General features: G+C 42.1%; 13 protein-coding genes. 2 read left to right on the forward strand and 11 right to left on the reverse strand.

All coding sequences use genetic code 11. The annotated features are described in order from the left end of the window. Positions 1–241 precede the first annotated feature (241 nt). A complete protein-coding gene (locus GQY27_RS16950; protein ID WP_160036443.1) occupies positions 242–706 on the reverse strand; it encodes a MarR family winged helix-turn-helix transcriptional regulator in 465 nt (154 codons plus the stop codon). 801 nt (positions 707–1,507) lie between these two features. On the opposite strand from GQY27_RS16950, the gene GQY27_RS16955 reads away from it, so the two are divergent. After that, positions 1,508–3,121, forward strand: a complete 1,614-nt coding sequence (locus GQY27_RS16955; RefSeq protein ID WP_160036444.1) for a YifB family Mg chelatase-like AAA ATPase — start codon at positions 1,508–1,510, stop codon at positions 3,119–3,121. Between the two features lie 109 nt (positions 3,122–3,230). On the opposite strand, the gene GQY27_RS16960 is transcribed toward GQY27_RS16955, so the two are convergent. The 10 genes from GQY27_RS16960 to rplS all read right to left on the reverse strand — a co-directional run bounded on the left by GQY27_RS16960 (position 3,231) and on the right by rplS (position 11,714). Then, positions 3,231–3,482, reverse strand: a complete 252-nt coding sequence (locus GQY27_RS16960) for a YolD-like family protein (RefSeq protein WP_160036445.1) — start codon at positions 3,480–3,482, stop codon at positions 3,231–3,233. 180 nt (positions 3,483–3,662) lie between these two features. Beyond that, on the reverse strand, positions 3,663–4,550 hold the full coding sequence (locus GQY27_RS16965) for a hypothetical protein (RefSeq protein ID WP_160036446.1): 888 nt from the start codon (positions 4,548–4,550) through the stop codon (positions 3,663–3,665). A 286-nt stretch (positions 4,551–4,836) separates the two neighbouring features. Continuing rightward, positions 4,837–5,400, reverse strand: a complete 564-nt coding sequence (locus GQY27_RS16970; RefSeq protein WP_160036447.1) for a nitroreductase family protein — start codon at positions 5,398–5,400, stop codon at positions 4,837–4,839. A 314-nt stretch (positions 5,401–5,714) separates the two neighbouring features. Beyond that, the gene (locus tag GQY27_RS16975; RefSeq protein ID WP_160036448.1) at positions 5,715–6,137 is read right to left on the reverse strand and encodes a YraN family protein; all 423 of its coding nucleotides are present in this window, start codon (positions 6,135–6,137) and stop codon (positions 5,715–5,717) included. A gap of 12 nt (positions 6,138–6,149) precedes the next feature. Further along, complete coding sequence (locus GQY27_RS16980; protein WP_160036449.1) at positions 6,150–6,452, reverse strand: EscU/YscU/HrcU family type III secretion system export apparatus switch protein; 303 nt, start codon at positions 6,450–6,452, stop codon at positions 6,150–6,152. Next, the gene (locus GQY27_RS16985; RefSeq protein WP_160036450.1) at positions 6,449–8,566 is read right to left on the reverse strand and encodes a TP0910 N-terminal domain-containing protein; all 2,118 of its coding nucleotides are present in this window, start codon (positions 8,564–8,566) and stop codon (positions 6,449–6,451) included. The genes GQY27_RS16980 and GQY27_RS16985 overlap by 4 nt, the downstream gene beginning before the upstream one ends. Positions 8,567–8,735: 169 nt before the next feature. After that, positions 8,736–9,392 (reverse strand): ribonuclease HII, encoded by a 657-nt coding sequence (rnhB, locus tag GQY27_RS16990; protein WP_160036508.1) that lies wholly within the window; start codon positions 9,390–9,392, stop codon positions 8,736–8,738. Positions 9,393–9,591: 199 nt separating this feature from the next. Beyond that, positions 9,592–10,458 (reverse strand): ribosome biogenesis GTPase YlqF, encoded by an 867-nt coding sequence (ylqF, locus tag GQY27_RS16995; RefSeq protein ID WP_160036451.1) that lies wholly within the window; start codon positions 10,456–10,458, stop codon positions 9,592–9,594. A 61-nt stretch (positions 10,459–10,519) separates the two neighbouring features. Further along, positions 10,520–11,140: a signal peptidase I gene (gene lepB / locus GQY27_RS17000; RefSeq protein ID WP_160036452.1), complete on the reverse strand. Its 621-nt coding sequence runs from the start codon at positions 11,138–11,140 to the stop codon at positions 10,520–10,522. A gap of 232 nt (positions 11,141–11,372) precedes the next feature. Then, complete coding sequence (gene rplS / locus GQY27_RS17005) at positions 11,373–11,714, reverse strand: 50S ribosomal protein L19 (RefSeq protein ID WP_160036453.1); 342 nt, start codon at positions 11,712–11,714, stop codon at positions 11,373–11,375. A gap of 278 nt (positions 11,715–11,992) precedes the next feature. Here rplS and GQY27_RS17010 point away from each other — a divergent pair, with 278 nt between their 5' ends. Next, positions 11,993–12,937, forward strand: a complete 945-nt coding sequence (locus tag GQY27_RS17010) for a polysaccharide deacetylase family protein (RefSeq protein ID WP_160036454.1) — start codon at positions 11,993–11,995, stop codon at positions 12,935–12,937. Positions 12,938–13,020 lie beyond the last annotated feature (83 nt).

Raw genomic sequence — 13,020 nt, forward strand, 5'->3', positions numbered from 1 at the left:
GCAACAAGGCGGGCTAGTTAGTCATATGTCCTTATAAACCCACATCATTGTAACACGTTTTTAAAACGCTTACCTTAAAAATTGGTATCAAACTGAGTGTATTTTGATATCGATATCATTCCAAATAAAGAATGTTTGGGTAAAAATGGAAAAACCTTCTACACTCGTTCTGTTGAGTTGTAGAAGGTTTCTCCTTTTTTAGACGAATTCTAAAGCTCATTCTTATCAGCCTATTTTCATCTTAGTTCTTCTTTTGTTTGTCCTCGACGTTATTTTCGTGAACCTGTGTTAAAAGACCTGTGAATTGATTTAATAAAGATGTAAACTGATCATCATCAAGACAAGCTTGATTCCGCATCGCGTTTGGGATATGAACCGCTTCATCCTGCAGCATTTTCCCTTTTTCGGTCAGCGAGATAAGTACCTTTCTTTCATCATGGACAGAACGCTCTCTGTTAATCAGCCCTGCGGTCTGCATACGTTTAAGCAGCGGAGTGAGGGTGCCGGAATCGAGATACAGCGCTTCGCCAATCTCCTTCACTGTACATTCCTCTCGCTCCCACAACACCATGAGCACTAAATACTGGGAATAGGTGACACCGATCTTGTCTAGGTATGGCTGGTAAAGTTTTGTTATCTCTCTAGAACAAGCATATATAGCAAAACAAAGCTGGTTCTCCAGCTTTAACTCTTCATGAATTTTCATTAATATTCCACCTGCTCCCTGGCATTCAAATCATGTTGGATTCTGATGCAAAATACATATACAACCCAATCTTTGTATCTTATTTTATCATAGCAAATCTAAAATACCATATTTAATTTCCAATCATTTAGTCGCACCCTTAATTTATTACGGAAAATTAGATTGCAGAAAACATATATGTAACACAAAGTGCCTTCTAGAAGCCCGAGATAAGATTAGTAGTATCACTTTACTTCTGTTATGCCATCATTATAGAGCAGTTAAGATACAGAATGAAAAATGAAATAGTAATCTATAAGGCAAAGAAAAATACGGTTGTCATTCGTAAAGATCGCAGCAGGGTATGTAATACCAAGTGTAGAAGATAGTAAAATAGAAATTAGTAAAATAGAATAAATTTTGCCCTAGATTACTTCAAATAGCACATGCAGAAAAACAACATCAATCAGTAGTCCTTTTGGGAATTACATATAAGATCTGTAAATGTGTGTCCGAGATGTTCATGTAAATTCTTCTATAATTAAGATTGACATAGAAAAGTATCATTGTTTACAATGAACTTGCTAGTAAATGATTCCATTTAAATATAATAAACTCCAAACGTCATTTAAGTGGAATCCAAATTTATTTTTGGAATTAAGTTATTTATCATAGAAATACAGACTAAAAGTTCACACATACGTTCTATTGCAATCCATTGAAATATACATATTCATTTTGAAAATAAGGAAGCACCTTTTTTCATGTTTAATTACCCATTTATCTAGCGTGGGATAAACTGAAAACGAGGTGTTTTTTCATATGTACGGAAAATTATATGGAGCTTGTTTATACGGTATTGATGGGGTACTTATTGAGGTGGAAACGGATTTGTCTAACGGATTACCTCAAACTTCAATTATCGGACTTCCAGACTCAGCTATACGAGAAGCAGTAGAACGTGTCCGAGCTGCAATCAAAAACTGCGGTTTTCAGTATCCCTTGCAGCGGATTACCATTAACCTGGCACCTGCCGACCTCCGTAAAGAAGGGTCTTCTTTTGATCTCGCCATCGCACTGGCCGTCTTAACAACTAGTGAGCAGCTTATCCTTCCTGCAAATAAGAAGACTTTATTTTTAGGCGAATTAGCACTCGATGGTAGTCTTAGACCTGTACCCGGTATCCTCAGTATGGTAGACCTTGCTCGCCGGCAAGGCTTTGATTCTGTTGTCGTTCCCATCGAGAATGTAACCGAAGGTTCCGTTATCCAAGGAATTGAAGTCTATGGTCTTCGGCATTTAAGAGATTTGGTCCCCTCCGTGTCGGGAGACGCGGATTCATCTATATCCAAGGCAAAAATACAGCAAGGAAGAATACAGCTCGAAGACTACGCTCATCTCTCTACAAATACATATGCATCACGTAAAGAATCTTCTGAAGAAGGTTCTTATCTTATGGAAGACTATATTGACGTTCTAGGACAACAGCATGTGAAAAGAGCACTCACAATTGCTGCCGCTGGAATGCACAACATTATGCTGGTTGGTCCTCCCGGCACGGGAAAAACGATGCTCATCAAACGTCTGCCTACCATACTCCCTCCGCTTACCGATCAAGAAGCACTTGAAGTCACCAAAGTTCTAAGCGCTTCAGGCAAATTAAAAAATGGACTGAGTAGACTAGCAACCGTTCGTCCGTTTCGCTCTCCTCATCATACAATTTCAGCCGCCGGTCTGATCGGAGGAGGAACGATACCAAAACCAGGAGAAGTCAGTCTTGCTCACCGAGGAATTCTGTTCCTGGATGAACTTCCTGAGTTTAACCGCCAAGTCCTTGAAGTACTAAGACAACCGCTAGAGGATCGACATGTAACACTTAGCAGAGCTCGGGCAGCTTTTACATTCCCTGCTCATTTTATGCTCGCCGCCTCCATGAATCCTTGTCCGTGCGGATATGCTGGCAATGATCCTAAGCAGCAGCGATGTACTTGTACACCTCATAAAATAGCCGCCTATCGTGCCAAAATATCCGGACCGCTGCTGGACCGGATTGACTTACAAGTCGAAGTCCCCCGGCCCAAAGAAGGCCTTGAGGTAAAGATTACTTCCTCCTCTGCAGATCTCCAAGCCCAGGTGCTCGCTGCACAGAAAATTCAGGAAGAGCGGTATAAGGGACTGCCGATCTCTTGGAACAGTGAGTTATCGGGTAGTTTACTTCGGCGGACCGCTGTTCTGGATAAACCTGCCGAGGACATGCTTCATCAGACCATTGATGCACTCGGGCTCAGCATGAGATCTTATGATCGGATTCTTAAGATGGCTCGTACGATTGCAGATCTAGCAGAAGAAGAGCAGATTAAAACACTCCATGTGGCAGAAGCCATTCAGTATCGGAACTTAGATGTGAGATCTGTGGCGATGCAGGAGTATGAATAAAGAAAGGAATTTTCTGAGGTTTAAACATAAGAATCAAAAATATGAATTCAAACATTAAATATTAAAAATAAACCCGTCTCCTTAAAAGGATCGGGTTTGTTTAATGCTATTAATCTCTAGGGTAATCCATTCTCATAATATCCATAAAAGGGACTTTATACAGTCCTTCTTCAGACTGAATATGTACCTTGCCTGTACGTGAATCCATCGTCACGATCTGTCCTCGTACTTTTTCTTCCCATGCCCATACCGTCACTTCAATTGTGGATTCTTCTTGATAGGCTTCTGACAACTGGTTCCCTAATTCTTCTAGTACAAATTCATCTCTTGTTGGCCGCTTTGGTACTTTGGATTTTGCCATGATGATGTCCTCCGATCAATGCATGCTATATTTTGAGTTATTATTTAATTCAGTTATTTTGCAAAATGCTCATTTAAGAAATTGTCTTTGTAAAGGTTCATTATATCGCATATCCGTTCTGCAGGATAACTTTTTAATCAAATCCCCACAGTTTCCTCATATCCTTTTACGTTCTAAAGTCTATTTCCATCTTCGATGAAATTTACTTAGATCATTCAAGGCTTGATCCATATCATACTTTCTCAATAGATCGCTGATCTCCACATACTCTATGACTCCGAATCTGGCTTTGTAAAAAGCGAGTTTTTGTATTTTATAAGGCTCCCCTTCTAATCGATTCAGTAAATAATAAGTCACTAGTTCTGCAGCTTCTTTCCAGTTATATCCGTGTTTTTTAGTCGTTCTGATATCATACAGCGTATCTCCAATCATAAAATCAGCCGAAGCTCCGCCCACTCGTCTTCGCTTCTCATCAAAGGAAGGAAAATACTTAATTTCTTTCCTTTGCTCATAAGGAAAACGTTCTTCAAAGATCTGCCATAGAAGCTTTAGGTCACTCTCTACATTAGGCATAGGAGGATGGATAAACTGCTGAACAAATTCTGTTGGACTTGAAAAAGTCGCATGTACACCAAGCCGGTAGATCGTATCGAGCTTACTGCACATAAAGGCTCCGTGAATGAATTCCTCTTCCGAAACCGCTTCTCCTCTTATAAATGAATCCCAAACCTCAGTGAAACTCTCAAAAAAATGAGTCAGCTCATCGATCGCAGGTACATCGGAAAAGAACTCATGAATCACTTCGCACCCTTTTCTTGCAAGCGGATTGAAGGCTTTATCAGGAGAATCTAGATTTTTCCTAGCCAAAATAGCACGAATCATATATTGAAAAGATAACCGAACGAGTCCAGATACATAGCTCGTAAAATTAGAATCTGCGAGTATCGATTTTTTCTTAAAGGGAGGGACTTCCGTAGAATAGAATTTAAAATCTACTGCTTTCGGTGTAACTTTACGGATGATTTCTTGAAAGTCCTTATTTGTATGAATAAGCGAAGTTAAGCTCAAAGTATGCCACCTCGTATCGGAGTATCGATCTAAAAAAACGAAGATTATATCTATTAAATGAATTCCTCACTCTTAACCAATCTCAATTATAGCACAAATGTTCGCATTTTTCTTGTGTAAAACCAATTATTTAAAAGCAGTAAGAATTAAATAAACAAACCAAAAAGAAGTCCCCTATGACAGATCACTGTCATAGGGAACTTCCTCTTCGTTAAATAGCTGAATTCGATGATTAACTACGAGCCGAATCAATTTCATAACTCACTACACCTTATTCAGTTAGCGTTTATTTAAATATCATTAATTTTTCAGATGCTGGCGTACGTTCTTGTGGTTTAGGCACGACATCAGGATAGCCGATATAGAGCATACCTACAATCTTCTCACCGGGAACAATGCCAAGTGTTTCTCTAAACTTAGGCCCGTACAAGAACGGTTTTGTTACCCAGAATGTTCCAACCTCTTCAGCCCAGGCTGCTAACATAAAGTTCTGCACAAGCGCACTTGTTGCTGCAAAATCTTCATCAAAGATCGCTTGTCTTGGGTCTTCCTTCATAACCACAAGCATAATCGTCGGCACATTCAGGACCGTAGTCACAAACTTGTTGTCTTCACCCATCTCAGCAGCGATGGCCTCCGATAACTTTTGACGACCCTCTTCCCGGAATAGTAAAAACCTCCACGGCTCACGAAGCTTATGGTTTGGCGCCCATACAGCTGTGTCCAAAAACTCTGTAATCTTTTCTACAGGTACGGGTTGTTCCTGAAATTTCTTAATCGTACGGCGTCCACGGATAACTTCTTTTATGTCCAAGTTCTTTGCTGCTGCTTGTACAGGTGTATCACTCATTCGGATTTCCTCCTCAAGAAAAACTCAAAGTATTTTTTCACAAGTTACATAGATAATGAGAATGTTTATCAATTAAAGCACTGCCCTTAGCATACCTTGGTAAAGGTTGTAAAGTCAATTCCTCACAATAGAAAAAGTCCAGTACCCTCTCGGTTGATTCCCCAAGGGTCTGGACATTCACAGTTAAACTCTATGATACCGCTTTTTCACATTACATTACTTTACTTTTCATTACATCACCTCTACGACACTTCACTTCACTTTAGATTACTTCACTCTACATTACTTCACTCACAAAAGTGGAATCTAGTATATTAGAATGCATTCTCAATATGTTTAATCTCTATCGACCCCTCGGACCAATTCACGGGAGGAAGTAATACACCCATCACATCAAAGCGTATCTGTTTATTACTAATACGACGATCTTGAAGATACACCGCGGCAGTCTGCCGCACCTGATTTATTTTACGATGATTCACAGACTCAAGAGCCGTTCCATACTGATGCGAACCGGTTCGACTTCGAACTTCCACAAAAATATACATATCCTCAAGTACAGCGATAATATCAATCTCACCGCTTCGGCATCTCCAGTTGGTTTCTACGATTCGGTAACCTGCCTCTATTAAAAACCTAGCTGCTGCTTCTTCTCCTGCTTTTCCTTTGGCTTTCCGTGTATCTTTGGGCACTTCACTGCTAAAGTTTGCTCCATTAGGAACTTGTCCGTTATTCATCGCAATTCCTCTCTACTCGGGAAGAGTATAAACTTTTGCTTTTTGTTCTGCCTGATAGACAAATGTCAGTACTTCAGCAACCAGCTGATAGAGTTCAGGAGGGATTTGGGTATCCAAATCAAGCTTGGAGAGAACTTCGACTAAAGCCGCATCTTCCTGAATGGGTACACCATGTTCTTTTGCTTTTTCAAGTATTGAATCTGCCAAAGTCCCATTGCCTTTAGCCACGACAACTGGTGCTTCCGCTTCCCCTAGTGTATATTTCAAAGCTACTGCCTTTTTCTGCTCTTGTTTCTGCGAGGAGTTCTCTTTCATATTCGCAGATCCACCCCTTTATAGGAGTCAGGTACATAGGTATCTAGCAGCTGTTTTGGTGGGGGTCCTGATTCGTTACCGCCCGAAGAGGATTCTCTTGTTACTACTTCTGAACGAAATACGGACAGTTGGTACCCTGTGTTCTCGAGGAGTGATCCAATCTGATCATGTCCTTCTTCAAAAATACGAGCGGAAAGCTCATTATCTGTACGAATATGCAGGCTTATCACTTTACCAACCACCTGCATGTCTATTAATGTTGGGCCAAGCTGCTTCATATTCAAATCAAACCAAATCCGGCAATGGGATGCATCCAGTTCGCCTCTGGGCCCGCGCCGAGACTCGATTTGTACATTTGCCGTCACTTGTCCGTCTGCTCCTGTTAGCGGGATGAACCAATTCATCTGGGCAAAAGGAGCCGTCCGGTCCGTATTCATTAGCAACTGATGCCCTGTAAGCAAGTGCACAAGCTGCCCAGCCGTCTCTTTCACGGGCGGCGGAAGTTCTGCACTTGCCTCTGCTTGCAGCAGCAGGCCCTTCAGCGTGTCCGCTTGCTCTGCTGCGGCCACCCCACTCTGCGCGGGAGAAGGCAATGTCCCGCGCAGGGTCTGCTGCTCGTGCTCCGCACCGAGCAGCTTCAGCACACGCCCCACCCACGAGTCATCACTCGTGGCGGCAGGCGTGTGCCCGGGTGCTGGCTGTACATCAGCGCCCTGTCCCTGCTGCGGCGTGCCTGGCACCGCAGCAGCTTTGCTGGCCGAGTTCTCACCGGCCAGCTGGATTTGCGGCGCAGCCTGCAGTTCCTGCAGCAGGTTTGTTACGCGCCGCGCCAGTTCAGGCCCAGGCGGTACAGCTGCTGAGCGCGCAGGAATCAGCTCTGTCCCTCCCTGATCTGCAGCTCTTGCATTTGCAGTCATATTTTCAAACTGCTCTTTTTCACTCGGCGCAGATAGGGATACAAACTTCGTATCTTTCACGATTGGATCTCCGCTTGAATTTTTCTTACTTGCATTTTCGCCGCCATGAACCTGATCATTCCCCTCACTAGCAGCTGTATTCTTAGGAGCCTGATGCTGTTCCTCGCTACCCTCTGTTTTGATACCCATACTCTGTATATTTCCGCTACCCTTTAATCCGCTGTCTTGTGTATTTCCTTTAGAGCTCGTCATTCCCTCCGGTTCACTTACAGCCTGTTCCCCCGTAGCAGCAGAACTTAGATCACTCGTATTCTTTGCGCCCATTCCTGCAGCTTTAGAACCATGATCTCCATTCGTTAGCGGTGTTGCCGTACTTCCTTCAGCACTTTCAGCACTAAGACCCGTATAAGTGATCTGCGCAGAGTGCACCGTCTCTCGTTTACCCTCAGTTAGGCTAGTATTCCCTCTAACATTCCCACTACCATTCTCTACTTTCGTTTCAGGACGAAGCGGCATCTCAGAACCTGGGAATGGGGTCCGGTTCCCGTTCCCGTCTACGATCCCCGCCGTTTTAGCGGAACTGCTCTTCCATGTCGAGTCTGGCGTGATCAATTTTTGCAGCATACCATCCAGTTCACCCATAAGTTGATCCAGCGAAGGGCCATACAAAGCCATATGGAGACTTTGAACACTCGTTCCGGTAACGGGAAGTCCTCGCTGCATAGCAAGACTTACCGAGTTCACCCATTCCCCTAATTTTATATTTTCGGGTTTCGCCGTCATCACGCTTTGCACGTTTGTCACATTTTCTTTCGTAAGCTGAATACCGCTTTGCTGCATCGCAATCAGCAGCTGCCTGTTTTCTTTGGTGTCAGTCAGCTTAAGCGAACTTAAAAGATCGGTCATGGTGCCGGGTGAAGCAGATGCAAGTGTTCCTTCATACGGCTTCATCACGAGCATGCCGTCTTTATTCGGAGAACCTACCTGGAGTATGGCGGTATCTCCGACTTTCATAGGTGTATCCAGTGCAGCTCGTATTTGAACTCCTTTAATCTGGAGGACCGCTTCTTTCTGATCTGCGGATACCTGTACAACGCTCGCCCGAACCACCTGTCCTTCTTTTAATTCGAGCGACTTTGAACCTCCCGCTGCCTTTGAATCGCCTAACAGTCCTCGTAAGGTTTGTCCTATATTCATGGGAATAATTCCCCCTTCATTGCATTGTGCCCTGTCTCGCTGTGTTACTTTATCCTTATTATCGGTTATTCCTTGGTCACACTGAAGTTAAGTGCTATTAAAAAAAGATAACCCCGGTATAAACCAAAGTTACCTTCTACTACAGACAGAAACAAAACCTGAGTGAACATTAGAATAACGTTGGCTGTTCCTGTTCACCCAAAATTTTGCCAAGAAAGCTTCGCCGATGCATAGGGGTAGCCCCTAATGCCAGCAGTTGCTCTCTATGAAATTTCGTTGCATATCCCTTATGTACGGCAATCCCGTATTCCGGATACATTTCATCCCATACTTCCTTGCACATCCGGTCTCTTGTCACTTTAGCGATAATCGAAGCCGCGCCAATGGACTGACTATTGGCATCCCCTTTAATGATCGATAATTGAGGTATCGGAAGATCCACCGTTTCCGCATCTACCAGTAAGTGATCTGGCGCCACAGCGAGTTGTTCAACTGCTTTTTTCATAGCTAGTCTGGAAGCCTGTCTAATGTTGATTCGGTCAATCGTCTCGACATCACAGATTCCTACGCCGACAGCCAGTGCTTCTTTCATAATGATGTCATAGAGCAAGTCACGTTTTTTGTCCGATAGTTTCTTAGAGTCATTCACTCCATCAAGAACAAGCCCTTTGGGGAGAATAACCGCAGCAGCAACCACATCTCCAAACAAACAGCCTCTTCCTACTTCATCAATTCCTGCAATATATTCGGCTCCGCTTTCCCATGCTTCTCGTTCATAGCGCAGCATATCTATCGTTTTATTCTCTTCTTGCTCATAATCTAACATGCCAATCTCCTGATTCTTCAAAACATATCTTCCCCTTCGCGGTATTACTCCGTATTCATTATCATAGCATATGTAACCTTATACGAGAACCTTCTCTACTACCGCGATCTGTTATGAAAATTCGGCATAAAAAAAGTCCCTGCCTAAAAGCAGAGACCTTTCCTACCTACTATATTCACAGCTGATTTCGTAAAATGGCTTAGTAAGGAGCTTCCAGACTGAAACGCCCAAGCTTGCCCGCTCTCAGTTCTCTTAATAAGATAGAGGAAGCTTTCTCAAGATCTACTCGTCCACCGCTGATAATCGCACCGCGTTTACGTCCAATTGCTTCCATAATGGCAACAATCTCATCCGGGTTATCGATATCCTTAGGCGGTTCTTCGAGTCCGTAGCGTTCCTTCATTGCCGGCCAGTAGAACTGAACGAGGTACTTGATAGCAAAAAATGCGATATCTTCAATATTCAGAATTTCTTCTTTAATCGCTCCCGTTACGGCAAGACGATATCCAACATTTTGATCCTCAAATTTAGGCCACAGAATACCTGGGGTATCCAACAATTCGATCTCTCTGTTCGCTACCTTAATCCATTGCTGCGCCTTCGTCACACCAGGTTTGTCTCCTGTTGCTGCAATGTTACGGCCTGCCATTCGGTTAATCAGCGTTGATTTTCCAACGTTAGGAATACCTACAATTAAAGCCCGTATAGGACGAGGATTGATCCCTTTTGCAATCTGTCTATCGATCTTATCTTTGAACAAAAGCTTGGCAGTTGCCGGAATGTCTTTTACACCCGTACCTGTATTCGCATCAATCGCAAGGGTCGTATGCCCTTCCTCTTTGAAATACTTAATCCACTCTTCTGTTACTTCCGGATCAGCCAAATCTGCTTTATTCAGCAAAATCATCCGAGGTTTGCCTTGCAAAATCTCATCAATCATGGGATTTCGGCTGGAAATCGGCAAACGTGCATCAATCAGCTCAATTACTACGTCAATCAGTTTCAGTTTATCCTGAATTTGACGACGTGCTCTTGTCATATGTCCGGGAAACCATTGTATAGTCAAGTTCATTCACCTTCTTTTACACAGCATTTCTGATAAACCTATACATCAATCAGAATCATTTTTAGTGGTTAATCCACTCAATATCTTTTATTGGCCAAAAAATTACATCTGCTCTACCTACCACATCTTCGAGCGGAACATAACCAATCATACGGCTATCCGTACTGTTACTACGGTTGTCACCCATCGCGAAAATCATGCCTTCAGGCACTTTTCCATCTGGGAAAAATTCATTTGGGAAGTTATACGTATTATACTGACCGCCATCTGCCTGAGCTTCTTCAATCGCTTCTTTTAAATAAGGCTCATCGATAACTTGCCCGTTTACTTTTACTTCATCTCCATTAACTTCAACCGTATCCCCGCCTACCGCAATAACCCGTTTAATAAAATCTCGGTTTTCGGAAGGAACGTGAAATACAACCACTTCTCCACGTTTCGGCTCCCTAATATCATACAAGATCTGATTCACAATGACTCTTTCACCCGTATGAAAATTAGGTTTCATTGAAGGACCATCCACAATAAAAGGTTTAAACAAGAAGAAGCGAATAATGAAAACCAGTACTAAAGCAATCGCAATCGCTTTGGTCCATTCCCAAACTTCATTTCTTACTTTCTTTGATTTAGAATCTCCATCTTGCGGTGGATTCACTCGTCCATTTTGTACATCCTGCTCCATAGCTCGTTCTCATCCTTCCATGTCATCAAATGACGCATTTAACGAATTTATGTATGATTCCTTTTCCTTATTAATAGGTTGCCTATTCTGACCAAGGAAACATCATCTACTTAAGAGTCCCTCAAGCTATTGTAAGAGAAATAAGTACAGGTTACAACTTTCTATTTCAACAAAGATAAAGTAAAAAAAGCAAAAAGGGCTTGTTTCCAAGCCCTTTCCGTTATTCGTTATATTAACGAATTTCTTTAATTCTCGCTGCTTTACCGCGAAGTTCACGAAGATAATAAAGCTTCGCACGACGCACTTTACCACGGCGAGCCACTTCGAGTTTATCGATTTTTGGGGAATGAAGCGGGAAAGTTCTTTCCACACCTACACCGTAAGAAATTTTACGAACTGTAAAAGTCTCACTGATTCCACCACCACGGCGTTTGATTACTACACCTTCAAACAACTGGACACGTTCGCGTGTTCCCTCGATAACCTTAACGTGCACTTTTACAGTGTCACCAGGACGAAAGTTTGGCAAATCAGTACGAAGTTGTTCTTGTGTAATCGCTTGGACGATATTCATCTATGACTCCCTCCTTCCGTACAGGTGTTCATGTATCTTCCGGATACTCTCAACGTTATCCATCATCATCCACAGAGGACCACCGTATTCCACACAACAGAATAATTATAACATGCAGTACTATTATATTGCAAGTATAACGCTCTATTATTTTGCAAAGATTATATTGTAAGAACCTTGTAACTTTCTAGCCTTCCTTCTCGTTTAGGATAGAGAAAAGATAATAAGATATCAATAAGGAATCTTCTTTCCTTTAATGATTTTAAAAGGAGAACTGTATGAACCGCAAGTTTTTGAAAAAATGGAGCCCTCGGCTCATTGTTGTCCTGGTCGCCATGATTATAGTGTATGCAGCACTTGTCTCAAATCCAACGAATGCTTTTAGTCACAAGGTATGTACATCATGGCAAATGGTTAAGAACAAATCATTTATATTGTCCCACCGTCCGTTTTCTGAGAATATTATAAACACAGCCTACGCAGACAATATAACGGAGCAGCAGGCTGAACAAGTCCCTGTACTTATGTATCATTATCTTGTTCCTAAATCGTTAAATAAAGAACCAGGCAACAAATCAGTTATGAATGTAGAAGATTTTGAAAAAGGTATGGATTATCTCCATCAAGAAGGATACTATACTCCTACTTTGCAAGAGCTCGAACAATACGTTAATGGCGAAATTACACTGCCTAAAAAATCAGTTGTCATTACTTTTGATGATGGATATGAGAATAATTTAGTTTATGCCTATCCCATTTTGAAAAAGTATAATTTCAACGCTGCCATCTTTGTCATCGGAAGTAAAACACAAGAAAATAATGAACCATTTGATCCTGCTCGCAAAAGTTTTTTAACAAAAGCACAAATGGAAGAAAGCAAGGATGTATTTGAATTCCACAGTCATACCTATAATCTCCACTATAAAGGCTTTGAAAAATGCGGTTCCACGTACGCGGCAGGTCTTGACACTAAACTGCTGAAACAAGATATGAAACAAATGAAAGAATTCGGCATTGATACTCCTTATTTTGCATATCCCTATGGGAATAAAAGCACACAAATGATGTATTATTTGCGTGAAGAAGGTTACCGTATGGCATTCTCGGTAAGACAAGGTTTTGTTAAACCCGGGGATAATCCAATGAAGCTGAATCGATTAACTGTAACCACAGGTACCGATTTATCTGTCCTTCTCCATCCGCCGGCTGAAAGTTTGGAATGACATAAGAAGGCTGCCCCCAACACATATGCATGGGTGCAGCCTTTCTTTTTGAATTTTAGAAGATAATGCTCAAATTTAGGATA

The organism is Paenibacillus sp. An7 (genome assembly GCF_009870785.1).
Classification (GTDB): Bacteria; Bacillota; Bacilli; order Paenibacillales; family Paenibacillaceae; genus Paenibacillus.